At 64.0% G+C, this 24450-nt stretch carries 25 protein-coding genes; 9 read left to right on the top strand and 16 right to left on the bottom strand.

Features of this window, described 5'->3' with window-relative positions; all coding sequences use genetic code 11:
• Positions 1 to 189: 189 nt before the first annotated feature.
• From FEF27_RS10420 to FEF27_RS10410, 3 genes are read left to right on the top strand one after another with little or no spacing between them, the layout of a single operon-like run.
• Positions 190 to 1401, top strand: a complete 1212-nt coding sequence (locus FEF27_RS10420) for a relaxase/mobilization nuclease domain-containing protein (RefSeq protein ID WP_138170798.1) — start codon at positions 190 to 192, stop codon at positions 1399 to 1401.
• Between the two features lie 16 nt (positions 1402 to 1417).
• Entirely contained in the window at positions 1418 to 1648 is a 231-nt protein-coding gene (locus FEF27_RS10415; RefSeq protein WP_138170797.1) for a hypothetical protein, read from the top strand.
• 12 nt (positions 1649 to 1660) lie between these two features.
• On the top strand, positions 1661 to 1951 hold the full coding sequence (locus FEF27_RS10410; protein ID WP_138170796.1) for a VRR-NUC domain-containing protein: 291 nt from the start codon (positions 1661 to 1663) through the stop codon (positions 1949 to 1951).
• A 75-nt stretch (positions 1952 to 2026) separates the two neighbouring features.
• Here the strand turns inward: FEF27_RS10410 and FEF27_RS10405 are convergent, their stop codons facing one another.
• The 3 genes from FEF27_RS10405 to FEF27_RS10395 all read right to left on the bottom strand — a co-directional run bounded on the left by FEF27_RS10405 (position 2027) and on the right by FEF27_RS10395 (position 5046).
• On the bottom strand, positions 2027 to 3595 hold the full coding sequence (locus tag FEF27_RS10405) for a hypothetical protein (RefSeq protein ID WP_138170795.1): 1569 nt from the start codon (positions 3593 to 3595) through the stop codon (positions 2027 to 2029).
• Positions 3596 to 3794: 199 nt separating this feature from the next.
• Entirely contained in the window at positions 3795 to 4751 is a 957-nt protein-coding gene (locus FEF27_RS10400) for a TraM recognition domain-containing protein (RefSeq protein WP_138170794.1), read from the bottom strand.
• A gap of 16 nt (positions 4752 to 4767) precedes the next feature.
• Positions 4768 to 5046 carry a hypothetical protein gene (locus FEF27_RS10395; protein WP_138170793.1) on the bottom strand — a complete coding sequence of 93 codons (279 nt, stop codon included), beginning with the start codon at positions 5044 to 5046 and terminating at the stop codon, positions 4768 to 4770.
• A gap of 186 nt (positions 5047 to 5232) precedes the next feature.
• Here FEF27_RS10395 and FEF27_RS10390 point away from each other — a divergent pair, with 186 nt between their 5' ends.
• Both FEF27_RS10390 and FEF27_RS10385 read left to right on the top strand, forming a co-directional pair.
• Positions 5233 to 6597: an MBL fold metallo-hydrolase RNA specificity domain-containing protein gene (locus FEF27_RS10390; protein WP_138170792.1), complete on the top strand. Its 1365-nt coding sequence runs from the start codon at positions 5233 to 5235 to the stop codon at positions 6595 to 6597.
• Between the two features lie 126 nt (positions 6598 to 6723).
• Entirely contained in the window at positions 6724 to 7041 is a 318-nt protein-coding gene (locus FEF27_RS10385; protein WP_138170791.1) for a hypothetical protein, read from the top strand.
• Between the two features lie 32 nt (positions 7042 to 7073).
• Here the strand turns inward: FEF27_RS10385 and FEF27_RS10380 are convergent, their stop codons facing one another.
• The 5 genes from FEF27_RS10380 to FEF27_RS13355 form a co-directional block, all read right to left on the bottom strand.
• A complete protein-coding gene (locus tag FEF27_RS10380; RefSeq protein WP_138170790.1) occupies positions 7074 to 8126 on the bottom strand; it encodes a variant leucine-rich repeat-containing protein in 1053 nt (350 codons plus the stop codon).
• A 26-nt stretch (positions 8127 to 8152) separates the two neighbouring features.
• Positions 8153 to 8740, bottom strand: coding sequence for a pyridoxal 5'-phosphate synthase glutaminase subunit PdxT (pdxT, locus tag FEF27_RS10375; protein WP_138170789.1), 588 nt, complete (start codon positions 8738 to 8740; stop codon positions 8153 to 8155).
• Between the two features lie 93 nt (positions 8741 to 8833).
• Positions 8834 to 9745: a pyridoxal 5'-phosphate synthase lyase subunit PdxS gene (pdxS, locus tag FEF27_RS10370; RefSeq protein ID WP_138170788.1), complete on the bottom strand. Its 912-nt coding sequence runs from the start codon at positions 9743 to 9745 to the stop codon at positions 8834 to 8836.
• A 67-nt stretch (positions 9746 to 9812) separates the two neighbouring features.
• Positions 9813 to 10619 (bottom strand): PspA/IM30 family protein, encoded by an 807-nt coding sequence (locus FEF27_RS10365; protein ID WP_138170787.1) that lies wholly within the window; start codon positions 10617 to 10619, stop codon positions 9813 to 9815.
• Between the two features lie 121 nt (positions 10620 to 10740).
• Positions 10741 to 12228, bottom strand: a complete 1488-nt coding sequence (locus FEF27_RS13355) for a coiled-coil domain-containing protein (protein WP_166429994.1) — start codon at positions 12226 to 12228, stop codon at positions 10741 to 10743.
• A gap of 213 nt (positions 12229 to 12441) precedes the next feature.
• On the opposite strand from FEF27_RS13355, the gene FEF27_RS13350 reads away from it, so the two are divergent.
• Both FEF27_RS13350 and FEF27_RS10350 read left to right on the top strand, forming a co-directional pair.
• Positions 12442 to 13887 (top strand): S1C family serine protease, encoded by a 1446-nt coding sequence (locus FEF27_RS13350; RefSeq protein ID WP_208009795.1) that lies wholly within the window; start codon positions 12442 to 12444, stop codon positions 13885 to 13887.
• An 8-nt stretch (positions 13888 to 13895) separates the two neighbouring features.
• Positions 13896 to 14675, top strand: a complete 780-nt coding sequence (locus tag FEF27_RS10350; protein ID WP_138170784.1) for a PIG-L deacetylase family protein — start codon at positions 13896 to 13898, stop codon at positions 14673 to 14675.
• On the opposite strand, the gene FEF27_RS10345 is transcribed toward FEF27_RS10350, so the two are convergent.
• From FEF27_RS10345 to FEF27_RS10335, 3 genes are all read right to left on the bottom strand, one after another.
• Positions 14672 to 16207: an anti-sigma factor domain-containing protein gene (locus FEF27_RS10345; RefSeq protein ID WP_138170783.1), complete on the bottom strand. Its 1536-nt coding sequence runs from the start codon at positions 16205 to 16207 to the stop codon at positions 14672 to 14674. The genes FEF27_RS10350 and FEF27_RS10345 overlap by 4 nt on opposite strands.
• A gap of 85 nt (positions 16208 to 16292) precedes the next feature.
• Positions 16293 to 16796 (bottom strand): tRNA (cytidine(34)-2'-O)-methyltransferase, encoded by a 504-nt coding sequence (locus FEF27_RS10340; RefSeq protein ID WP_138170782.1) that lies wholly within the window; start codon positions 16794 to 16796, stop codon positions 16293 to 16295.
• Positions 16793 to 17836, bottom strand: a complete 1044-nt coding sequence (locus FEF27_RS10335; RefSeq protein ID WP_138170781.1) for a J domain-containing protein — start codon at positions 17834 to 17836, stop codon at positions 16793 to 16795. Before FEF27_RS10335 ends, FEF27_RS10340 begins: the two co-directional genes overlap by 4 nt.
• Positions 17837 to 17873: 37 nt before the next feature.
• Here FEF27_RS10335 and FEF27_RS10330 point away from each other — a divergent pair, with 37 nt between their 5' ends.
• Together FEF27_RS10330 and FEF27_RS10325 are read left to right on the top strand one after the other, a co-directional pair.
• The gene (locus tag FEF27_RS10330) at positions 17874 to 19082 is read left to right on the top strand and encodes a cysteine desulfurase family protein (RefSeq protein WP_138170780.1); all 1209 of its coding nucleotides are present in this window, start codon (positions 17874 to 17876) and stop codon (positions 19080 to 19082) included.
• A gap of 9 nt (positions 19083 to 19091) precedes the next feature.
• The gene (locus FEF27_RS10325; RefSeq protein ID WP_138170779.1) at positions 19092 to 19574 is read left to right on the top strand and encodes a YbaK/EbsC family protein; all 483 of its coding nucleotides are present in this window, start codon (positions 19092 to 19094) and stop codon (positions 19572 to 19574) included.
• Between the two features lie 64 nt (positions 19575 to 19638).
• Here FEF27_RS10325 and FEF27_RS10320 read toward each other — a convergent pair whose 3' ends face one another.
• From FEF27_RS10320 to FEF27_RS10300, 5 genes are all read right to left on the bottom strand, one after another.
• The gene (locus tag FEF27_RS10320; protein ID WP_138170778.1) at positions 19639 to 20274 is read right to left on the bottom strand and encodes a hypothetical protein; all 636 of its coding nucleotides are present in this window, start codon (positions 20272 to 20274) and stop codon (positions 19639 to 19641) included.
• Positions 20271 to 21365 carry a uroporphyrinogen decarboxylase/cobalamine-independent methonine synthase family protein gene (locus FEF27_RS10315; RefSeq protein WP_138170777.1) on the bottom strand — a complete coding sequence of 365 codons (1095 nt, stop codon included), beginning with the start codon at positions 21363 to 21365 and terminating at the stop codon, positions 20271 to 20273. The genes FEF27_RS10320 and FEF27_RS10315 overlap by 4 nt, the downstream gene beginning before the upstream one ends.
• 7 nt (positions 21366 to 21372) lie before the next feature.
• Entirely contained in the window at positions 21373 to 21753 is a 381-nt protein-coding gene (locus FEF27_RS10310; protein ID WP_138170776.1) for a chorismate mutase, read from the bottom strand.
• A 31-nt stretch (positions 21754 to 21784) separates the two neighbouring features.
• Complete coding sequence (gene mnmA / locus FEF27_RS10305; protein ID WP_138170775.1) at positions 21785 to 22909, bottom strand: tRNA 2-thiouridine(34) synthase MnmA; 1125 nt, start codon at positions 22907 to 22909, stop codon at positions 21785 to 21787.
• 249 nt (positions 22910 to 23158) lie between these two features.
• Entirely contained in the window at positions 23159 to 24421 is a 1263-nt protein-coding gene (locus tag FEF27_RS10300; RefSeq protein ID WP_208009792.1) for a DUF58 domain-containing protein, read from the bottom strand.
• Positions 24422 to 24450: the final 29 nt, after the last annotated feature.

Raw genomic sequence — 24450 nt, 5'->3', positions numbered from 1 at the left:
GGCGCGTATTCTCGAACATCGGGGTCGGGGTCCTTCTGAGACGTGTTGGCTTGGTCGCTACACATCATCGAGGCCCCGGCCCCACTTTCATGCCCTACTCAAGATCCTCCGCGAGTCGCCAGCCCCACCCCAAGTCCGAAGAGCCCGAAAAGATCCATCAGCGGTGCGAAATGGTATTTCACAAATAATTTGCAGAAAATATCCGAGAAAAGAGAATACGTCGGAATTTCTGCGACCAACGGTGCTCTGCCGAGTACCTTCTTCGAGCAGATGGAACTCCGCCACGCACGCTTCGGTAAGGACAAGCTTGTCGGAGCCTTCGAACGCGGCAAGTATGGCGTCCACTTCCGAGACGAACGAGGCAGGAAGATTCCGAAGCTCGATAAGCAGGGCCGAAGGGTTAAAGAGCCGAAGTACGTGCAGTATTATTCGCTGGTCCAAGGCTTCGGGCTTGATGAGCTGAACCCCGACGACCCCGACGATTGGGAGCGGGCCCAGGAGCTGGGCCAGGCGATCGCAGAGGCCGACGAGTTCGAGGGACACATGGCGCTTGTAGTGACTGAGGTCGGGGGTAATGGAAAGCTGCACAATCACATGCTCATCGATGCAGTGCACAAGACGACCGGGGCGAGTCTGGACTCATCAAAGGTCACACATCATCGCCTGTCCAAAACACATGACAGGCAATTGCTGAGGAAGAATATCAGTCAGCGCGAAGACTTGCTTGCATTGGCTGCTGAGGTCGAGCAGCGACAGAAGTCTAAGGAGAAGGGATTCTCCTACCGCAGCGTCGCTACTCAGTCACGAGAGATGCCCATCGAGGTCGAAAAGCGGCAAAATGACCGACACCAGCTCTGGGTCGACCAGGCCGCACTGGCTGCACGCAACGATCAACCGTTGCCGGTGGAGCCGTTCTCTGTTGCAGAGCTCAATGAGCGGGTGACCAACACACTGGCTGCTCCGCGGACAGCCTCCTTCGACGAGCTGAAGAGTGTTGCTCAGGAGAAGCACCTGACAGTCGATAAGCGCGGCAAAGACATCACCTTCGGCATGATGCGTCAGCAAGCCGACGGCTCGTGGGCAGTGCCCGGGAAGACAGACCGCCGCCGAGGTTCGAAGCTCGGTGCGGACTTCACTGCTGATCGTGTCGAGAAGGTGATCGAACCCAACGATGCGGTGGCACGCGGCGTGACAAATGCGGGACAACCCAAGCCGGAGGATGCTGCTGTCCTATACCGTTCCGACCCAAACCGGGTCCGAAGCAGCGGCAGATGCAGAGTTACCTGGATAGGATGGCGGCTTTCGACGAGAAGTATGCCGAGGCATTCAGCGCCGGTGAGACCCCCGATGCAATCTTCGAAAAGGAAGCATCAGCTCTCAAGATTAATCTCAGAGGATTGAACAGCAGCATAGGCAGGTGCTGCACGAAGATGTGCGCGCGCAACTGGAGCTCCGGGAGGAAGCGATGGAGGTCGCAAGGGAGATCTCAGCCAGTCAGTCAACAGCAGGGGTGAGCAGCGTCAACGACCACATCAGCCGCGGCGAGTACGCCCAGGCTGCGACGAGGCGGAAGGTCTCAGCCCGCGAAGAAATGTATCGGAAAGCACGGGCGAAAGCATCTGAGCGCGACCAGGGCTTGAGTCTGTGAGGGTGGTGAGTCATGGGAAAAGCTGAGAATCACGTCGAGCAGTACCTGAGGGATCGGATCAGTGATCTTGACGGAATCTGCTTCAAATTCTCTTCTGGGGTCAATGGCGTGCCGGACCGGATTGTGCTCATCAATGAGCGCACCGTCTTCGTGGAGCTCAAGGCGAAAAATGGCCGGCTTAGTTCCCTGCAGAAGGTTCAGATCGATCGTACGCGGGCTCGCGGGGCAGATGTGCGGGTCATGCACACTCGTGAACTGGTAGATGAGTTCATCGCCGGGGTCAGGGCTAGCTTGGTCAGCTGAGACATGCGGGCGCCCGCGATTCGGAAGCTCTGGAATCACAGTCGCGAGTCAGTAGGTAAGAACTGAGAGTAGCCTTCAAGATTGCACATCTCGATCGCGCCGATTAGCCATCACGCTATACGTTGGAATGAGCTTGTATGCGTATCTCCATCCACCTACCAGCTGCAACCGACGCTTAGATTCCAAGTCCTCCTGCATTAACCTGCATACGTCGTTTCGCCTGGGTTCTGGAGTAATTGGCTCCCGCTCCGCCAGCGAACGCTCATACTGCGATACAAGGTTGTCTGGGACGGGGCTAATGCGTGCTGCCATCAAGGCTGTCTCATCGAGAAGTGTGAACTCAAGACTTTGTTCTCCGACCACCACGGCGACGACCGCACGGTCTCTGACTGGTTGGACCGGTGAGCCCTCAGTCTTGGCGACCTCCAATTCGAGGACATCACGCCACCGCCTGAAGGTAGAGGCCCAATGCGGCTCCCACGGATCGTTGTATAAGGTTCTCAGTCTGTTCGTGATTTCGCCTTCAGCTTCAAGTGTTCGACCCCCGATGAACAACGTTGCTGCGCGGGGCCGTTGAGCTATTCGTGTTCTGAGACGTCGGCCCAGAAACTGTTCAAGGCTGTTCAATGCCCGCACTGCATCTATTGCGTGCTGTCGGGTCGGGATTGCGCCAGCATGAGCGATCTGGTTTCGCGGCTCCGCGATCTTCTCCCGCCATTCACGAACCGCCCCCTTCTTCCCAGGGCTCCATTCACCACCTAAATGTCTCGAATACTCGCTTTTGACTCGCGACAGGAGCTTTGGGCCGCTCTGACTGAATTTGTAAGCCACGGTTTCCGGTTGATTGCCTTCGTCCCAGAGCAGAAGCATCAACATTTCGTCGAGGAGTGACTCGGCCGCGATAGCCGCTGAAATGACGGTCATACGAAAGTCTCCCCGGCGGTGGCAAAGGACCGACGTCTCATAACGCAACCGGTGATAGGTCGAAAAGCTTGCCTCGTGGTCATCCATAGAGAGATACTCCGTCAAGTCCGCGAACTTAGACTCGGGGATCGGTTCTGGAGGGCTCACGTCAGTTAGTGCAAATTGGTTCACCAGAAAGACGCTGAGGTCGTCCGAATTGTCCTCAGAATCTGAGAACTGAGTGCGTAAGGGCAGCATCGCTGGGAGACGCTCTTTCGCCACCCAGTCCTTCTTCAAGTCCTGGGTTATTAATGCCAACCCCTCCTGCAGTTGCCGGATTCGGTCGAGGGCCATGTCAAACAGATCGGTCGTTAAGCCCTCATCCACATCATCGATGCCGTAGACACGAGCCTCCGCCTCGATCACACTCAAGTAGCTGATTCTGGTGCCTGAAACACCTTCAGCCTGCGTATCACCTTCCTGCTGAACCTCATGGGCGACTTCGAAGACGGCCTTCTGCACAGGGGATGCAATCGAAACATCAATTTCTCGTTGATGAACAGTGAGCCTGAGTTCGTGATCGACCTGAGTAAAAGGGTCGGTTTCATCCAATGGCTTGCCATCAGGTGCGGCATGGGTGGGGTGAACAACGGCCGTGACGTAGCGTGTATGTCTGTCCGGCAGGTCGATTGACTCTGGAAGGGGAATCCACCAGGTCAGTGAGAGCCAGCTATGTTCCATATTGTGAAATACTCCCGTGCCAGTGTCGACGCTTGCTGGAGATCCAGACTATCGAGAGACGGATAGTGAACGGTTTACAAGTCGTCGATGCGGATTCAGCGTTAGGTCGATAACGAGTTGCTACTCACCCGCTTCATCTCCCTCAATACAGAAGGAGGGCCTGAACTCTGAGCCCAGACCCTCTTCGCGTGACCTCCGATCAGCCTTTCGGGAAGTTCCACATCCCCGGGAGTTCCACCATATTTCCCTTCTGTCCGTAAAGCAGGAGCCGGCCCTCCTCTACGCTCTTCGGAAGCAGCCGCGTGGGCGCCGTGCGCTGGACCCTTTCGGCCGACAGACTGCGATTCTGATGGCTGTCGATTGACTCAGTCCAGCGGTCCTCTTCACCGTCCCACCATGCGGCGTTCTCCAGCATCTCGCGCTCAGGAGCTCCCTCCAGGATCAGCGCCGAGGGGAAGACCTCCCGCAGGACTTCGGCGCCCTCCTTGCCCCACCGGAGCGTCATCTGCTTCGTAGACTGCACAGCGATGACGCACGCAACACCGAGACCACGAGCTTCAGTTACATACGTTGGGAGCTTCGGAATCGGGCACGTATTGACCGCCTCATCAATGCTCAGAAGCACGCGATCGAGACCACGCTCAATGCCGCGGCGCAAGTGACGGACGATGGTTTCTACAACCGCAACAGCAGCTCCAGCGGCCACACCATCAGCAGGTGCAATGATCGCCAGTGTCGGCTCATCGGCATCCTCCAGCATCTTCGGCTGGAAGGGGACCGAGTTCCCGTGGCGACCAGAGACGTTGCTCAAGAGCCACGGAGCAAGCCCTGTGTGCATAGTGGCTTTGATGGAGTCGCGCATCTTAGGATCCGTGTCGATCTTGCCGAAGAGGTCAGCAGCGTGAGTGGACTTCTCGCGCACGAGGTCGTAAGCAGAAACCCAACTGGGAGAATCATCCTCAGCATCCTTACCCGCGGTTGCACTCGAGGCCCGGAGTGACCAATCAATGCCACCTTCGGACTCCATACCTGCCAGCAGCACCGCGGCCATCGACTGGGTGGTCAACGTCTGCCAGAACGCGGCACCGTCACCACCACCTCCACCACCATTGTCGTAAGCACCAAGTGCGCCGACCTTCATCAGCAGCGAAGCCATGGCTAACGCGTCATCGTCATTGTCGATCAGTGCCGTGGGATCTGGTCACGCGCTGATAGTCGACTCCTTGTAGCCACTCAGAGTCGTCGTCGAGCTCACCAGCCAGATCCAATACATAGAGCGGTCCCCGCTGGTGTATTCCGTAGTCGACCAGCCACTTCAGATAGTCGGTCTTTGACGAGACAATGACCCGGGGTCCGCGCCACATGAGAGCGCCTGGGGCGAGAACGCGGGTGGTCTTCCCGCGTCCGGTCGGGCCCGACACCAGAACATGCGGTGCGGTCTCAACTGGCATTCCGTCATGACACCCCGCATACGGTGTCTGCTTCTTGCGGAATTCCGTCTCAGCCGTGCTTTGCGTCATCCGGTTTTCTCCGACGTGCCTGAAGGTGAGGGTGATCGGGGCTCCCAGATCGGCGGTTCAGACTGCAGACTTGTTAACGGTATTGACTCACGCGGGGAAATTCGAGAGGTATCGGAGATGACAGGGTTGCAGCTCACAGCACTGGGCGGGGCCGGGACTGTCACCGGCTCCAAGCACCTGCTGGACCATGATGGTGGCAGAATTCTTGTCGATTGCGGTCTCTTCCAGGGCCAGAAGAACCTCCGTGAACTCAACTGGAGGCCATTGCCCGTCGAAGCAGCCACGATCGACGCGGTGGTCCTGACTCACGCTCATCTGGACCATTGTGGTTACCTTCCCCGGTTGGTGCGCGAGGGATTCACCGGCCCCATCATCTCCACAGCGGCGACCCGAGATGTGGCCGAACTGATCCTGAAGGACAGTGCCCGTCTCCAAGAGCAAGAGGCAATGTTCTTGAACCGCATAAAGAAGTCGAAGCACACACCGGCGCGTCCGCTCTACGACTCGCCGGATGCCCAGCGCGCTCTTGATGCGTTCATCACCTACCCGTTCTACCAGCCGTTTCACACGCCTGGGGGTGCCACGGGTCGGTTCCGGCGGGCGGGCCACATCTTGGGGGCCGCCACTGTTGAGCTCCATTGGGCTGGCCGCCGGATCGTGTTCTCCGGAGATCTGGGCAGATTTGACGATCCAGTGATGATCGCTCCTGACCCCGTGCGGGAAGCAGACTATGTAGTGATCGAGTCGACTTACGGAGACCGTCTCCATGAGACTGCGGCCGCGGTGGACGCTTTGGCTGATGCCGTAGAACGAACAATACGACGTGGCGGCACCGTGCTCATCCCCTCCTTCGCGGTTGGACGGGCTCAGACCCTTCTGTACTATCTGTGGAGCCTGCGCCATTCGGGCCGACTGCCCAAGGTGCCGATTTACCTCGACAGCCCCATGGCGATCAACGCCAGCGAGTTGCTCCACGCCCATCCCAACGATCATCGCTTGGACCCCGCGACCTGTGACGCGGTAGGCGATGTCGCAACTTACACCCGCGACCCGGAGGCCTCCAAGCGGATCTCACGCAGCCGTGAACCGAAGATCGTCATCTCTGCCAGCGGGATGGCCACCGGCGGCAGGATACTGCATCACTTGAAATCCTTCGGCCGCGACCGGCGGCACACCATTCTGCTGGCAGGGTTCCAAGCCGCAGGAACACGCGGACGCGCATTGCAACAGGGAGCGACTGAGATCAAGATCCATGGAGACTGGACACCCATCAATGCAGAAGTAGCCGACTTACCTGGGCTCTCAGCACACGCAGACGCCGATGAACTGGTGAAATGGCTCAAAGAGTTTCACAAGGCCCCCCAACGGGTGTTCATCGTTCACGGCGAACCCCAAGCAGCAGAGACATTTCGCAGTCGAATTGACCGCGAACTCGCGTGGGACGCAACCGTTCCGCGCCAAAATCAGACGTTTCAGCTCTGAACCATACGTCTTCAGGACCGCAGCTCGGTGTTGAGGCCTCTGACCTTGTCGTGTTTAAGGCACCGCCTCTCTATGGCCGGTGACCCAGCTGTTCCCTGTGGATGTGAACTTTGACACACTAGTGTCATGAAACGCTATGCCGACCTGCTCACACCAGACGTGGCGCGCGCGGCGCGCGCGCTGACTAGGGTGTCGACTGAGGTCATTGGCGAGGCCGCGGCGGTCGATCCCGCGCGAGTCCGGGACTTCGAACACCGGGGGGTGTCGTTGGACGCTGACTCGAACCACCGGTTACGGGCGGCGCTGGAAGAGTATGGAGTCGTTTTCATCGCCGAGGATGACGACGGCGGCTACGGGGTTCGCCGGAAATACTCCTCCTCAAGGATTCGGCAGCTGCAGAACTGGGAGGCCGAAGGCGGTCCTGCCTTCGAAGACGATAGTTAAGGGCAGGCCCTTTTCTAGGGGTGCGGAGGCACTCAGCCGCCGGTGAACTCGTAGTATTCGCGGGCGATTTCGAAGCCCTCGCCGCTGCGCTGAGACCAACACTCGAAAAACATCTCATTGGCTTCGCACGCGAAGTCCGCATTGCCCGTCACCTGGCCGTACTCCAACAGCTGCCCCTGAGACTCTACTGAACTGCTGCAGTCGATGGTGGGGGACCCCTGATCCGACACGCGGAACGTCACCCCACCCTCACACTCCTGCGGAGCGTCGAAGTCGTATTCAGCCACCGTGCAGCGAAGATCATCGTCGCCGAGAGCGCAATTGATGTTCCCAGTGGGCGAGGAGAACTCCGTGATGCTCAGCGCGTCATCCGGCGCGGGACGTTCCAACTCCGTTTCCTCTGCCTCCCCGTCTTCGTCGTCCTCATCGGTGCCAGCCTCCTCCTCTGGCGAAGGTGAAGGCTCAGGGTCCTCCTCCGGAGAGGGCTCAGGGCTCTGATCAGCCTGCTCCTCTGCCGGGGTGGGGGCCTGTCCTGCGGCGGGTTCGTCGTCGTTGCCGAGCGGGTTTCCCATCAGCAAGAAATAGGTGGCCGCCAGCGCCCCCACAGTCAGCAGGGCCAGGAGGAACACCACCGCGCCCGCACCTCCCCTCCTGCGGTGAGGCGCCGGGTCATCTTCCGGGTCCGTCACGCGCTCCGGAGTGTAGGGTGGGGCACCTGCATACGGCGGGTGCTCAGCTGCGGCGTAGCCGGCAGCCGTGCCGAAAACCTGCTCGTCGAACTCCGGCCGGGGCTGGTGGGGCATGGGTTGAGTCGGAGCAGGATGGGCCACAGGATGATGTGTCGCGCCGAACTCCTCCGTGGGAAGAGCCTGGGTGGACTGCTCACCGCCCCCAGCACCTCGCCGGGCCAGTGCGGCGTCGATCTTCGGGTCGCCGAGCCCGCTCAGCCACTCCAACAGCTCAGGGTAGGTGCTGGGGTTCTCAGCGATAATCGGGCGGAGGTCCGGGCGGGAGCGAACCAGCTCGTAGAGCTGGGCGTGCGACGTAGTCGGGTCGGCCGCCTGGGCTGCAGGGTCCTCAGTCATGGGATCATCATGCCAAACCTGCTCGGTTACTGCGCGCTCAACTCCGTGAAGAGCTTGTGCAACCGAAAGTCGGGGGTCAGCTCAGGATGGAAACTGGCAGCAAGGATCCGTCCCTGGCGCACTGCCACCGGACGACCACCAGCTTCTGCGAGGACTTCCACGCGAGGTGAGGTGACGTCTTCAATCACCGGCGCGCGAATGAACACCGCAGGCAGGGGTGAATCCAGACCCGTGACCTCGAGATCATCTTCGAACGAGTGCAGCTGGCTGCCGTAGGCGTTCCGGCGAACGACCACTCCGAGTCCGCCGATCCGGTCGAACCCTACCAGTGCCTCAGCGTCGGAGACCGTGTCGGCGGCCAGGATGAGGCCTGCGCAGGTGCCGAATACCGCCATGCCCTCGTCCAGCCGACGCCGAATGGCCGGCATCAGCTGCACGGGCGCCGCGAGCCGGGCCATAGCTGTGGACTCTCCGCCGGGCACCACCAAGCCGTCGAGATCGTCGAGCTCGGCGGGCCGACGGACTTTGCGCACCTCCGCTCCGGAACTGCGCAACGCACGTTCGTGCTCCGCCACAGCGCCCTGCAGCGCCAAGACGCCAATCTTCGGAGCCAATGGGCCTCCTGCCTCGAGTCAGGCGGTTATCTGGCCCTCAGCGTGGGGTTGAGGGCCCAACACCGGCCAGAAAAGTGTGCGAAGGGGCAGGGCTTACCAGCCGCGCTCGGCCAACCGGTGAGGTGCGGGCAGGTCCGAGACGTTGAGCCCCACCATGGCCTCCCCGAGACCGGTGGAGACCTCAGCGATCACTGCTGGATCGTCGTAGTAGGTGGTGGCCTTCACGATAGCCGCAGCGCGGGCGGCCGGATTCCCTGCCTTGAAGATGCCCGAGCCGACGAACACGCCATCGGCGCCCATCTGCATCATCATCGCCGCGTCCGCGGGAGTAGCAACACCACCGGCAACGAACATCACCACCGGCAGGCGGCCCTCCCGCGCCACCTGGCGGACCAAGTCAAAGGGCGCTTGCAACTCCTTGGCCGCGACGTAGAGCTCATCTTCAGCCATCGACCGCAGCTGGGCGATCTCGGCATTGATGGTGCGAATATGCTTCATCGCCTCCGAGACATCGCCGGTGCCAGCCTCGCCTTTGGATCGGATCATCGACGCGCCCTCGGTGATCCGGCGAAGCGCCTCCCCCAAGTTGGTCGCGCCGCAGACGAAGGGGACTTTGAACTTGGACTTGTCGATGTGGTGGACGTAGTCAGCCGGGGACAAGACCTCTGACTCATCGATGTAATCGACGTTCAGGTGCTCCAGGACCTGCGCTTCGACGAAGTGACCGATGCGGGCCTTAGCCATCACCGGGATGGAGACAGCCTCGATAATGCCCTTGATCAGGTCCGGATCGGACATCCGGGACACGCCTCCGGTGGCGCGGATGTCGGCGGGAACCCGCTCCAGAGCCATGACCGCCACGGCGCCAGCCTCTTCAGCGATGGTGGCCTGCTCAGGGGTGACCACGTCCATGATCACGCCGCCTTTGAGCATCTGAGCCAGTCCGGTGTTCACCGTGGTGGCGCCGGTGGAGGGAGTTCCGTAGTTATCGGCCGTGCTGGTCATTCGTCTCCTTGGACAGAGAAATGGGGAGCGGATAGTTCAGCTCCCCATTGTCTCAGATTATTCCTGCTCAGGTTTGGCGCTTCTCAGACTCTAGGGCTGCGAAATCCTCTTCGGTGACGCCGGTGCCAGAGTTGCTGCCGGAACCGATCTCTGCCGGACTGGATGAACCCGACTTCAGGGCCGCCAGGCGAGCCTCAATCTCTGCCTGTTCACCCAGATCCTCCAGGGATTCGAACTGTGCGTCGAGGCTGGAGGCGGCCAGCTCGTTCTGCCCCCGAACCCGGGCTTCCTCCCGGCGGATCTTCTCCTCGAACCGACCCACCTCCGAGGTGGGGTCCATCACATCGATGGACTTCACCGCATCATGGACCTGCGACTGGGCATGTGCGGCCTTAGAACGGGCGACCAGCTCGTCACGCTTCGAGATCAGCTGCTGGCGCTTGGTTTTCATCTGCTCCAGCCCGGTACGCAGACGCTCCACAATTTCCCGCTGTGACTGGATGGTGGGTTCTGCGTTCTTGGCAGAGTTTTCCGCATCAAGCTGACGTTGGATAGCGACCTTCGCCAGGTTGTCGAACTTGGCGGCGTTCTCGTCGTTGTTCTCGCTGCGGAAATCATCGGCCTTCCGTGAGGCGGCGAGAGCCTTCTGCCCCCAGGAGCGCGCAGTGTCGAGGTCCTCCTTGTAGTCGTCCTCCATCATCCGCAGGTTGCCGATGGTCTGGGCGACGGCCTCTTCGGCCTCCCGAATGTTGTCGGTGAAGTCACGCACCATCTGATCCAGCATCTTCTCCGGATCCTCGGCACGGTCCAGCATCGCGTTGACGTTGGCGCGGACCAGCTGGGACATCCGGCCGAAAATGGACTGCTTAGTCACAGTGATCACCTTTCCTTGAGGGGCGACGATGCATGTCGATCGATCACCTTCACGATACTAACGCCCAGCGCGGGTGCGGCATCAGTCCCGGCGCCAATTTTTCTTACGCCTCGGCGCCCGGTCAGAACAACCCTCGCCGCCGACGCCGTCCGTAGCCGAACCCGCGCCCGTATCCCATGGGACGGTGGTGACCCGGGTAACCGAATCCACCGAAACCGCCGCCGGTGCCATAGCCGCCGCCCATGGACTGCATCTGCGCTGTAGCCGCTTCACGCTCAGCGATCTGCGCAGCCTGCACCGCCAGCGTCTTGGCCTGCTGGGCCAATTCCACCGCGCGGGAAGGCTGGGCCTCTCCGGCACTTTGAGCTTCGGTGAGGCAACGCTCGGCTTCAGCCATCCTGGTCCGGGCGGTCGAGGAAACTCCGTACCGACGCGAACGCAAGAAATCCAGGGAGGATTGCACTTGGTGGCGCGCGCTCAGCAGCTCATGCTGCAGCATCTCCCGGGCTCGGCGGTCCTGGGCCTGGCGGTCTCGCACCGAATTCAACGGCGCGTCCAACTCTCGGTGAGCCAGCTCCAGCTGCTGCAACAGTTCAAGCGGGTCGATCCGCTCTCCGGAGGCGAGGGCTCGCTTGGCTCGGCTGACAGCGTTCTCGGCCGCCGCAATAGGACCGGCCAGCTCAGGTGCCTGCCCGGCCTGGTAGGTGGCTTTAGCCTGGGCCAGGTCCTGTTCAGTCTGGGCGATACCGATCTCAATATTCGTGGCGGCCTTCCGGAGCCGTTCCCCGGTCTCCTCCATAGACTCCAGCAGCCGCTGAGCGTCGGCAGCGGCCTGCTCTCCGGAATGCAGCGCCACCACGGCCTGCGCCGTATCAGCCCGGTCCACCGCTGCGGAGGCTTGCGTCCGCGACTCTTCTGCAGCGTCCAAACTGGACTCTGCCTGCTGCAGATTATCCCGATACTGACGCAGCGCCTCCTCGCTGTAGCGTTCACCCAGATCAGGCAGGGCCGAGGCGGCGCGGGCACGCCGCGCTCGCAGGCGTTCCACCTGTTCTCCCAACTCCATCAGCGCCGGAGTGGGATCCCGTTCCAAGCTGCGCAGCTGGTCGAATTGGTCCTTATGCGCCTGCAGCGTCTCATTGACTTGTTCACAGTTCCTGATGATCTGCCGGTAGAGGTCCCGGGCGCGGCGGTCGTCAGACTCACTTGCGGAGTCGACCTGCTGCTGCAGCCTGAACGATTCACTCAGGTGCTTCCGGGCCCGCGCCAAATCATGGTGAAACGGCGCCACTTGCTCGTCGCCATAGGCAGCAGAGGCGAACAGCAGCTCCTGTTCGCTGGACTGCACGGCATTATCGGCAGCCACCAGCAGCTCACCGGCCTGGAGTCTGAGCTCCGTTGTGGACTTCTGATCCAGGGAGTCGCGTTCGATGCTGCCTTGGGCCGATGTGCTGGGACTGTGGAGGAACCGTCGGGTCCGCTTCCTGCCGCCGGAGAGGTAGACTGCCCCCACACCGATGAGCGCCAAAATTGCCGCGCCGATGATGAGCGGCCCCACGATCACAGCACCGGTCGCCACAGGCAGCGTGATCAGGGTTGCTGGCACCATGTGCAGGAGTCTATAGGAGACAATGCTGACGCTCATCGGTCAAGGGATTGTCCAGGTAGGAACGGCACCGTCATCTGGTGGGCCTGTCCGCCACCGTCCGAAATGCAGGAGCAGCAAACGTTCATGTCACAGCACTCCAGCGGCGAATTTCCCGAGCCGCCGCGGCCTACTTCGCCCGGGCCTTCCGCCCACATCCCGGCACCCGGAGCACCCATGACATCTCCGGAGGAGGCGGCAGCTGAACCGCACCAGGGACCAGCTGATCAGCGGTCGTCGAGTTCCGGAGCAGAGCCGCACGCTGAGGGCCACCCGGAGACATATCCGCACCACCGGCCACCCAGTGGAGGCGGCGCTCAGCGGCGCGGAGTCGGTCCTGGCGGGTTTGCAGCAGGAGTGCTGCTCGCCGGCCTGCTGGGCGGCGGCGCCGTCCTGGGCGGGCAGTATCTGCTGGACAGTGAGGGTCAGGACTCCCCGGCCGGCGGGTCGACCGGCGGTGGCATTGAGCTCAATGCGCCGGAGAACGCGACTGCGATCTCTGCGGCTGCGGACGCGGCGGCACCTTCTGTGGTGACTCTGGCCGTCGCCGGCGGGGAGGGCGCGGGGTCCGGCTCCGGCATCATCCTTGACGATGAGGGTCACGTGCTGACCAATACGCACGTGGTCACCCTCGGCGGAGCGGAGGCGGATCCGGAGATCCAGGTGCGGCTCTCCGATGGGCGCGTGACAAGCGCTGAGGTGGTCGGCACCGATCCCCTGTCTGACCTGGCGGTGATCCGCCTGGCTGATGCTGAGGACCTGGTGCCTGCCGAGCTGGGCAGCTCTGCCGATCTCAATGTGGGTGATCAGACCATCGCCATCGGAGCGCCGCTGAATCTGGATGGAACGGTGACTACAGGGATCGTCTCCACCTTGGACAGGACCATTCAGGTCGCCTCCGCCGCTGTCGACACTGAGGACGGAGCGGATCCGGACGGTCTCTTCGACGACGACGCCGAGGCGCCACCCGGGCAGCCGGAACAGCCTGGGGACCCCCGGGACCCGGAAGGCGATGGTTATGAGTTCTTCTTTCCCGGCACCAACCCCACCGCTCAGCCCATTTCGCTCAACGTGATCCAGACCGACGCCGCGATCAACCAGGGAAATTCTGGGGGCGCGCTGGTGGACAGTGAGGGACAGGTGATCGGTGTCAATGTAGCGATCGCTACCTCCGGCGGCGGCATGTTCGGATCCGAGGGAGCCGGCTCGATCGGGGTGGGCTTCGCCATCCCCATTGACTACGCCTCCCGGGTCGCCGAGGACCTCATCGAGCACGGTGAGGCATCTCACGGGTTGCTCGGGGTCAATGTCTACCAGGCTTCCACGGACCCGGAGGTCAATGAGCGCAATATCGAAGCCTTCCAGACGGAGGACGGTCAGCCTGTTCCGGTGGCCGGATTCAGCGTCGGGGGACTGGTCACCGGAGTGGCCGAGGGGTCCCCGGCCGATGAGGCGGGCATCCAGGACGGCGACATCATCCAGGCCGTAGAGGGCCGCCGCATCGAAGACGCCCACAACCTCACCGCCATCATTCGTGAGTACCGGGAAGGTGACACGGTGACCCTGTCAGTCGTTCGTGATGGTGAACCCACGGAAGTCGACGTCACCCTGACCTCCATGTGAGCGCACTGATGAGTCTCACCTCTCCCTCCAGCTCCCCGCTGTGCTCCCCGGAAGAGCTGATCGCGGAGCTCGGTCTGCACACTGTGCTGGCAGTCGCGGCGCACCCGGACGACGTCGACTTCGGCAGCGCCGCGACCATCGCCGCGCTGACCCAGGCCGGAGTTGAGGTGACCCTCTGTCTGCTCACCACAGGTGACGCCGGAGGTTTCGACCCTGACCGCGATCCCGCGGAGACCGGGCGCATTCGACGTGCCGAGCAGCAGGCGGCAGCCAGTGTGGTGGGTATCTCCGAGGTGGTCTTCCTTGATGAGCGTGACGGTTTCGTCCAACCCACGCACCAGCTGGTGGGCCAATTGGTCAAGGTGATGCGCCAGCGACGGCCAGATATGGTGCTGAGCTTCCACCCGGAACGGGCGTGGGACCGGCTGCAGAAGGCGCACCCGGATCATCTGGCCACCGGTGAAGCAGTGGTGCGCGCCGTCTACCCCTATGTGGAGAACCCCTTCGCCTATCCGGAGCTGGCGGCTGACGGGCTGCCGGCGTTCAAGATTCAGCACCTGCTGCTGATGGGCTCACCCGCAGAACGGGTCAACCTGCGGGTCGACGTCACCGGCTACGAGGACCGGAAGTTTGCCGCGCTGGACCGGCATTTCAGCCAGCATCGTGATGCGCAGCGGATGCGCGAGTTCGTCCGCGAGCAGCTGCAGTCCGCTCACGGCGCCGGTGGATTCGCCGAGGAGTTCCACCATGTGGTGGTCAACGACCCCCGGACCATCTCCGGTTTCTAGTCCAGCGGAAGCTGGGCCACGATGTCGCCCTGCGGACGCTCCTGCCCGCGCACCGGCTCCACGGTGACCAGCAGCGCCTGGTGCTGGGCCAGGTTGGTGATGTCGACGACTTCATCCTCAAGCTCCTCCGCGGTGAAGTTGCCGATCGTGCCAGGTTCTCCGGCGCCGGTGGGGAGCAGCCACAGCTGATATGTGTGCTCGTCCTCGGTGCTGGGCACGTCCTGGAACTGCACGTATCCGACGTCCTCGGCCGGGGCGAGCACGGCGTCGATGGTCCCGCCCCCATCCATCTCATAGTCCTCCACCACTGAGGCATCCGGGTCCGCGTCGGCGATGGCCTGCACGTCCCGCGGGGCGGTGAACTGCCAGATCACCACCGCCCCGATCAGCACAATGGCGATGAACCCGGCGATGAACATCCATTTCTTCAGCACCGGTTTGTGGCGTTCGGTCTCCCCAGTGTGATTGGAAATGTCCTGGACCAGGCCCACCCCCACCTCTTGGCCGCCCAGACCGTCGAGCAGCTCCTGCAGCAGGGTCGAGGGCGGCGCCACCGGGTCTGAGGCGAAGATCTCTGCCAGCGTGCGCCGGGCAGCCAGGACGCGGGTCTCCCACTGCTGCGCCTCCTGGGCTGAGGCGGTCAAGGCCTTCTCATCCAGCAGAGCCCGTTCCGCGTCATCGACCGCGTCAAGAGCGTAAAGCTCGGCCAGCTCCACCAGCAGCCCCTTATCCAGGTCTGCGGCAATCTGGTTGGAGAAGTTGCGGTTGACCCCTCCGGAGCGCTCCAGATCCTCCCTGGTCACCGCGGCGCGGAGGACCGGATCCGAGCCGGTATCCCGGGCCTGCCGCTGGCTGTGCAGACGGCGCATGGCATCACGCAGTCGGGACTTGATTGAGGGCACTGCCGCGCCGACCGTCTGAGCCACCTCCTGATGGGGGATGCCAGCTAAGAACGTCAGCGCCAGAGCCTGTGCCTGGGAGTCCGAGAGCGCTAGCAGATCCTCCAACACTTCCTCCGGGAGACCGGCGACGCCGCCCCCTTCGCTCTGCGGCACCGGGGTCAGCGGTATCGGGGTGGTGGTGCGGTCCCGGAACCGCTCCACAAAGATCCTGTGCGTCAGTGGAATCAGCCACTCCAGCACCAGCTCATACTCATTGGGCCGGTAGCTGGGGTGCTCGGAGCTGGTGTCGGCGAATTCCTCGGTCAGCAACTGAGAGGCCTGCGTCTGCAGGCGAAGGTCTCGTGCCCGGGCGTCAGCCTGATCCCAGAGGTGCCGGTAGACCGCAATAGTGGAGGAGTGGGCGTCGTCGTACTCAGCGTGCATGATCAGAGCCAGCCCGTAGACCACGTCTGCGGTGGCGTCGAAGAACGCGGAGAACGCTGCTTGGTCTCCCTGCGCAGTACTGGTCAGCAGGTCCGAGAGCGTCGGCTCTTCGGGCTGAGGGTCGTGCTCAGGGTCCGCCGGGGTCTCGGCGACCGGCGCGGCATCGTTCAAAGAGGTCATACCGTCGCGGGGGGGAGTCTCGCTCATACCGCCGAGTCTAATCAGCAGACCTGGACGCGGAGTCGACCAACACTCGTCAGGAGGCTGACATGTGTGCCGGTGGCGGCCTGGCTCAGCTGCGGAAGTCGAGCTGCCGCCACGCCTCGTAGACGGCCACCGCCACCGAGTTGGCGAGATTGAGGCTGCGGCGTCCGGGCAGCATGGGGATGCGCACCGTGGCGGTCACTCGCGGGTCCTGTTTGACGGGTGCGTCCAGCCCTGTGGACTCGCGGCCGAACAGCAATGTGTCGCCGGGGCGGTACCTGATGTCTGTGTGCGCGGCAGTGCCTTCACCGGTGAATGCGAAAACGCGGCGGGCGGGGGAGTCCCCGGCCCGGGCGGCTGCGGTGATGCCCAGGTGCTGGTAGGCCGCCTCGAGGTGGGAGTGTTCAGTCATCACCGCGAGGTCGTGATAGTCCAGGCCGGCGCGGCGGAGTCTGGCATCCGAGAATTCGAACCGCGTGGGACCAGCGATGTGCAGTGCGAATCCCGTCAGGGCAGCCAGCCGGATGATGTTGCCGGTGTTGCCAGGAATCTCCGGCTGATCCAGCACCACACGCAACCCCACCCCGCTCATACCTGGTCCAGATCACTCAGCCGCGCGCGCAGCGCTGCGACGAGGTGCCGATTGACGAGGTTGGCCTCACCGGAGGCAGCCAGGACATTGGCCACGTGCCCCATTGCGCGCCCGGCGGCCAGGGGAATCGCTCCGCGGTTCGCGATGCCCCGAGGCTCCACGATGGGATGGAACAGGTCCCCGTCGGCGGCGATGAGTACGTGCTGCCAGTCGGTCTCCAAACTGGTGACCCGTACCGACTGTGCTTGCAGCTGCTGTGCCAGACTGATGCGCAGCCTCTTGGCTGCGGCAGCGAGATCCGGCAGAGCAACCGTCCTGCCTGCCGTGCGCAGCGCACGCCCATCCCAGGAGGCGGTCGACCCGGGGACCTGGGTGCCACTGACCAGCACCAGGGTGGTGCCGCACAGCAGCACATGATCCACTCGCTCGGCGCCCCTGGGCACCCGCGGTCTACCCTTTCGGTCGAGTGCAGGTGCCTCCAGTGACACATTGTTGAACAGCCGCGCAGCGGGAAGAGAGCTGAGTACGTGCTTCTCCAGCAGCTGGGCGGTCCTCTCCTGACGGCGGTGCGCTCGCCTCCCGAAGAGCCCACCGGAGACCACCTCCCCGTGGACCTTCTGACTGGTCAGCCGCAGATTCAGCGGCTCCGGCTCAGAAAGCGGCGGATGGTAGACCGGGGGCCGGTCTGCGCTGGAGGACCTCCCCGAGGGCGGGCGCTGCGTCCGCGTTTCGGCGGCGCGTCTGCCACCGCTGCGGGAAGCGTCACTGCGCGAATAGGTGAACCCGGCGCCCTCTTCGGTGGGTGCAGGGGAGGCTGCCGACGACGCAGAACCAGTGCCGCGGCGTCGACTGTCATAGGCTGCCCGGGCGTCTGGGGTCCCCAGGACGTCCCAGGCGGCCTGCACCTGGTGGAACTGCTCGGCGGTGCCTCCCCGGTCAGGGTGATGTTCGCGTGCGGCACGGCGGTATGCGGCACGGATGACCCGGGGCTCGGCGTCAGGCGCCACCCCCAGCACTGTGTAGAAGTCGGGCTCTTTCATCAGAGACACCAGGTTACCGCGCGTAGAATCAGAGGTGATGTCCCGCTACTTCGATCATGCCGCGACCTCCCCGGTGAAACCGACCGCGGTGCAGGTGCTGACCGAGCAGCTCCCCAGGCTGGCCAACCCCTCCTCGCTGCACGGGGCGGGGCGACGAGCTCGCCTGGCGGTAGACTCTGCTCGCTCCCAGCTGGCCGCCGCCGCCGGGGCAGATCCCTCGGAGGTTATCTTCACCTCGGGCGGCACTGAAGCGGACAACCTTGCTCTGAAAGGACTGTACTGGCAGCGGCGTGGTGAGGATTCGCGCCGCCGGCGAATTCTGCTGCCGGCTTCCGAGCACCATGCGGTGCTCGACACGGCCGAGTGGCTGGAGGCCCACCATTCCGCGGTGCTGGACTTCATCCCCGTGGACGCCCAAGGTATGGCGGATCGGGAAGCGCTGGAGACGATGCTGGCCACTGACCCAGGTTCGATTGCCCTGGTGACAGTGATGTGGGCCAATAACGAGGTAGGGACCGTCCAGCCCATTGCTGAGATCGGCCGTCACTGTGCAGCAGCCGGTGTGCCTCTGCACACCGACGCGGTCCAGGCGTTTGGTTCGTTGCCGGTCAGCTTCGCGGACTCCGGGGCATCCACGATGGCGCTGAGCGGACACAAGATGGGGGCCCCGGTCGGCATCGGTGCACTGCTGGTGCGCCGGGACGTCAAACTTGTGCCTGTCCTCCACGGTGGGGGACAGGAGCGCGATATCCGCTCTGGGACGCTGGACGCCGCCGGAATATGCGCATGGGCTGCAGTGGCGGAGGAGACAGTCGCCGCGCTTCCGGAGGAGGCTGCTCGCTTGTCCGGATTGCGTCATCAGCTGCTCCAGGTGGCGCTGGAGCAGGAGGGGGTGCAGCTCTGCGGGCCGGACCCGCGCAGGAGCCCCGAGCTGCGCCTGCCCAATAACCTGCACATCACCGTCGACGGCGCGGAGGGTGACTCGCTGCTGTTCATGCTGGATATGGCAGGTTTCGACACTGCCACCGGATCAGCCTGCACCGCAGGAGTTCCCAGGCCCTCCCACGTGCTGCTGGCCATGGGGCTCAGTGAGACACAGGCGCGCGGGGCGCAGCGGTTCTCGCTGGGCTGGACCACCAGCGAGGACGACGTCGCCGCATTGGCGGGGGCACTGCCGGACATCATTGCGCGCTCTCGCAGCGCGGGGCTGGCCGGACGTGCTGCCCCCTCCCCAGCTGAACGGTAGATTGGTGCTATGGAGCGCACTGAGCACCCCGCCGTCACACGTGTCCTCAACGATCTTGCCGAGCACGGACTCCGGCCAGAGGTGGTCTGGTTCTCCGATGCGGTGACCACCGCCCAGAGCGCCGCCGACGCGCTGGGAGTGCAGGTCGGGCAGATCGCCAATTCGCTGGTCTTCACCTTTGATGCCGAGCCTGTGCTGCTGCTGACCTCCGGGGCTCACCGGGTGGACACCCAGTGGTTAGGTCAGCAGCTCGGCACGACGATCGGGAGAGCCTCCAAGGAGGTCGTACGGGAGGCCACCGGCCAAGTCATTGGCGGGGTGGCCCCGGTCGGGCATCCACAGCAGGTGGTCACCTATGTGGACCCGGCACTGGCCGAGTACCAGGAGGTGTGGGCTGCAGCGGGACACCCGAAGACGGTCTTCCCCACCACCTACGATCAGCTGCTGACCGTCACCGGGGGGACTCCGCAACCGGTCAGACCCCCACACTGAGCTGCAGCGCGCTGGGCTGGCGAGGCACTGCGTCGTTGCTGGTCCATCCTGGACCGAGCGTCAGCTACTGCTTGCGCGGTGAGGTGGCAAGGACACACACGAGTGCACCTATGAAGAACAGCGGAACCAATACCAGATCGGCAATGTCCACGCGCGGCCACAGTGCCGCCGCAGCCTGCCAGCGGGTCACGGGGTCCCCGGCCAGGGCTGTGACTTCAAGAATCACCGCCAGGGCATAAGCTGCAGTGCCGCCCAGCAGCAGGAACATGCCCGCACCGCGCACCAGCCCAGCGGCACTGGGCAGCAGAAGAGCAGCGACGACACAGAGGGCACTGGCGGCCAGAAACACCGGTGCTGTCAGCAGCATGTTACCGACACCGGCCCCGTCCTGCAGGGCGCCCCGGAGGGTCTGCTCGGCTGCTGAGGCCCAATGTGTGCCCGCACTGGCCTGCGCCCACGCCGAGAGCAGGAGAAGGGTGCCGAGACTGGCCCACACCGCCAGGCACAGCGTCAGCACCACGCCTAGGCATCCGCTGGACCTGCGCTGTGGGGAGCCGGGCTGGTGGTGCGTAGCAGCCGGAGCAGGCTCCTGCCAGCGTGAGGGGGGCGGGTGCGCTGCGCTGGAGAATGTCTCCTCGGCAGGTGTCCGCGGAATACGCCGTGTCGCGTCGGGTTCCTCAGAAGGCCTCCCAGTGGTCATCGGAAGCTCTCCTCCCCTTGGTGCATCGTCTCGGTGAGCGCATCAGCGGTGTCCCTGAGGCGGGTCCACGTCTGCAGGAAATCTCTCTCGCTCACCTCAGCGAGCTGGTGTCGGTCCGCAGCGCCGTATCCGGCCACCGTGACAGATGCCAAGGACGCCGATGGCATACCCAAACTCTGCCAGGGCCCGGTCAGACGCCTCATGAGGTTGGAGACTTCCGGCAGCGTCCGGCCTGCTCCAGCGGGCGTGGCATGCAGCAGGCCGGCCCAGACCAGCCCGCCGGCTTCCACCAGCTCCGCGGCCCGCTCCCACTGCCGGGCAGAGGTGTGGGACGTGGAGATGACGAACCCATCGGCTGCGGAGGAGGCGCGGTGGAAGAAGTCCTCAAGATGCTCGCCCTCTAAGGGCTGACCGCAGTCAAGAATGACCTGATCCGCGCCGGCGGCCCGCAGCGCCTCCACCACAACGCCGATCATGTTTCGGGTCTCCTCGCGTCCCAGCGCCCGGATGGTCCGGTAACCGCTCGCTGTAGGTATCGTCCCGGTGCGCACCTGAGGGTAATCCGGTTCCTGGAGGACCACGCACAGTGCCTCTGGGCCGACCGAACGCTGGACATGCATGACGTGTTCGGCCAGCCCGGCGGCCAGGGAATGCGTCAGGTCCCGGCGTGCGCCGTGGTCGATCAGCACCTTCTCCCCGTTGGGAAGGTGCAGTCTCGCCGCCAGCGATAACGGCCCCAGCGCCTCAACCTGCAGTGACGTCAGCTCCTTGCCGAGCTCCGCCTGGGCCCCGCGCACATCCGCGAGCGTATCCACATCAGAGCGCAGCAGCGCCGAGCAGCGCTGATGATCGGCGCCGGGACGCTGGACCAGGCGCCATCCATAGGAGGTCAGCTCTGCGGGGAGCTCGACCAACTGGGCGATGCTCCGGCCCAGCTGGCTCCCATGGTGCCCCCGGGCCGGAAGGTCCGGAACAGCGGCGGTGTGCGGCGCCGCGAGTTCAGCCTCCAGCTGCGCAGCGGCCCTGCGAAAGTCAGTGCCCGGCATCGTACCGGGGGCGGCGGCCCGGATCACCGTCTCGGGAGGTCCCACGGTCGGTTCACTCTTGGCTCGCCCAGTCGAAGGGCGCCTCAGCGTCGCTTGTCCGCGTGGGGTGGTCCGAGATGGCCTGGTGGTGGCGGATCACTTCCTCAATGATGAAGTTGAGGAACTTCTCTGCGAAGTCCGGATCCAGGTGCGCATCACCGGCCAACCGTTTCAGCCGTTCGATCTGCGCCTTCTCCCGCCCGGGATCGGCCGGAGGCAGCTTGTGTTCGGCTTTGAGCACCCCAACCCGTTGGGTGGCCTTGAACCGCTCGGCGAGGAGGTGGACCAGCGCGGCGTCGATATTGTCGATTGAGGAACGCATGGTGAGCAGTTCATCCATGATCTGAGGGTCGACGTACTTGGCGGCGTCGCCCGCCCGCGGGTCGGTACTCATGACCCCAGCTTACTGACTTGCGTCCGGACGGTCAGATCGGCTGGTAGTTGTGCGAGCGAGCAGTGTCAATGGTGGCCTGGCCCAGCACCCGGGTCCCCTGGTACATCACAGCGGTCTGCCCCGGGGCCACGCCCTTGAGCGGCTCTATCAGCTCCACCGTCAGCTGCGGGCCGTCAGACTGCTCCTCAACCCGGGCGCGGGCGGGCACCGGATCAGCGTGGGCGCGGATCTGCAGTTCGATGCCGAACCATTTTCCGGTCACCGCCTCAGGTACTGGTTGTCCAGCCCAGGAGAGCCGAATGCCGGTGATCACATCGATCTCCAGCAGTTCTTGCGGTCCTGCCACCACCGTGTTGTCCTTGGGGCGGATCTCCAGGACGAACCGCGGCTTGCCGTCGGGGGCGGGGCGGCCGAGCTTCATCCCGCGGCGCTGGCCGACGGTGTAGGCCTGAGCTCCCTGGTGCTCACCAATCTGATTGCCCTGCGAATCCACAATGGGACCGGCGGTCATATCGATCTGTTCGGCCAACCAACCCCGGGTGTCTCCGTCGGGGATGAAGCAGATGTCGTGGGAGTCGGGCTTCTGCGCCACGCTCAGGCCCCGTTCGGCGGCTTCGGCGCGAACTAGTTCCTTGGAGGGTGTCTCACCCAGCGGAAACATGCAGTGAGCCAACTGCTGATTGTTGAGCACACCCAGCACATAGGACTGATCTTTGGTCCAGGTGGCGGCGCGGTGAAGTTCGCGGGTCCCATCGGGGTGCTCTGTGATCTTGGCGTAGTGGCCGGTGGCCACCGCGTCGAAGCCCAGGGCGATGGCCTTGTCCAGCAGCGCCTCGAACTTGATCTTCTCATTGCAGCGCATGCAGGGGTTGGGGGTTCGGCCGGCAGCGTACTCGGCGATGAAGTCATCCACCACATCGGCTTTGAACCGTTCGGAGAAGTCCCAGACGTAGAAGGGGATCCCGAGCCGCTCGCAGGCGCGCCAGGCATCGGAGGAGTCTTCGATGGTGCAGCAACCGCGGGAGCCGGTGCGCAGCGTGCCGGGCATCCGGGACAGTGCCAGGTGCACTCCGACCACCTCGTGGCCAGCATCGACGGCGCGTGCGGCCGCCACGGCGGAGTCGACGCCACCGGACATAGCTGCAAGGACTTTCATGTCTACCTACGGTACGGATCGGGATCTGATGCGACAACAGGCGGGTACAACGGTGCCGCAGGCTCAGCCATTCCCGGGCAGTGGTTCTCGGCGGGGCACTCGACGCGTTCACTGGCCGCGTATGCCGCTCTGCCGGGCGGCTGAGCGGCACGTAAGCGGCACATTCGGCCAGGGGGTTCTGGCTCGGTACTGCACTCCCCGCAGACCAGGTCGGCGGCGGTGGGGCAGGTGCGCGGCCGCGGCCCGTGGTCAGAGCTTGCCGGTGGCCTTGAGCCGGATGTAACAGTCGGCCAGCGCTGCCGGCAGCGCGTCGGGTTCCGCTTCCACCAGCTCCACACCCCTGGCGTGCAGTTCCGCAGCGATGGCTGCCGCCTCGATCATTGCCCGCTCCGCGGCCGCAGCCGCGTAGACCTCCGCCACCGAGCCCCGTGCTGCCGCCTGCTGCAGCAGTTCCGGGTTGCGCACTGAGGCCACCACCACCCGGTGTTTCGAGGTCAGCGCAGGCAGCACCGGCAGCAGCCCCTCCTGCAGGGCCGGGGAGTCTGCGGCGGTGACAATCACCACCAAGGATCTGTGCGTGGTGAGCGCAGCGATCTCACCGGGCAGTTGCGAGAAATCGGCCTCCACCAGGGTGGGCTCCACCCGGGAGACGGCCAAGCTGAGCAGGTTCAGGAAGGTCCCGCGCTCAGACGACGAGGCCCGAGCCGTCACCTCGCGCGCGAAAGCGAGAAAGTCCACCCGGTCGCCTGCGTGGGCAGCCAGCGCACCCAAGAGCAGGGACGACTCCACACCGGCATCCAAGCGGGGTCCGTCATCGATCCGCGCCGCGGAGGTCCGCGAGGAGTCCAGGCACAGAATTATCCTCCGGTCACGCTCCGGTCTCCAGGTGCGGACCACCAGGTGCTGCCCTGCGGCATCTTGGCGTCGGGCCGTCGCACGCCAGTCGATAGAGCGTACATCGTCGCCGCGGACGTAGTCGCGCAGCGAGTCGAATTCGGTTCCCGCCCCGCGCAGCTGCACTGCGCTCGCCCCATCGAGCTCACGCAGTCTGCGCAGCATGGAGGGCAGGTGCCTGCGGGAGGCGAATTGGGGGAGGACCTGCACCGTGTGCGGCACGCGGTGGACTACCTGCCGCCCAGCAAGCCCCAGCGGCCCCAGGGACCGAATCGTGAGGTGTTCGCTGCGGAGCTCGCCGCGCCGCTGCGGCTCCAGGGTCACCTCCAGCTCCACGGTGCTGCGTCCGCGCAACTGCACTGGCTGCACCGCCTGACGGGGGGAAGCGGTCGGCTGCCACCCGTCTTTGGCCCAGCCGCGAAGGGTGCGTCGACCCTGATTCTGCAACCGACTCACCACGGTGATCGGAGTGCCTGCCCGGGTGGGCTGGGCAGGAATCCGGGTGACCCGCACCGTCCGTGGAGAAGCGCAGGCCATGAGGTCCACCAGCACCGCCGCCGCCAGGATGCCCAGCCACAACCACAGCCATTGGGGCACCAGCATGACCACGACTGACATGCCCAGTGCCACCCAGAAGCATCGCAGTG

Origin of the sequence: Nesterenkonia sphaerica (assembly GCF_005771565.1) — a bacterium.
Classification (GTDB): domain Bacteria; phylum Actinomycetota; class Actinomycetes; order Actinomycetales; family Micrococcaceae; genus Nesterenkonia; species Nesterenkonia sphaerica.
The sequence above is the reverse complement of the archived record's forward strand: the minus strand, read 5'-3'. Positions and strand labels throughout refer to the sequence as shown.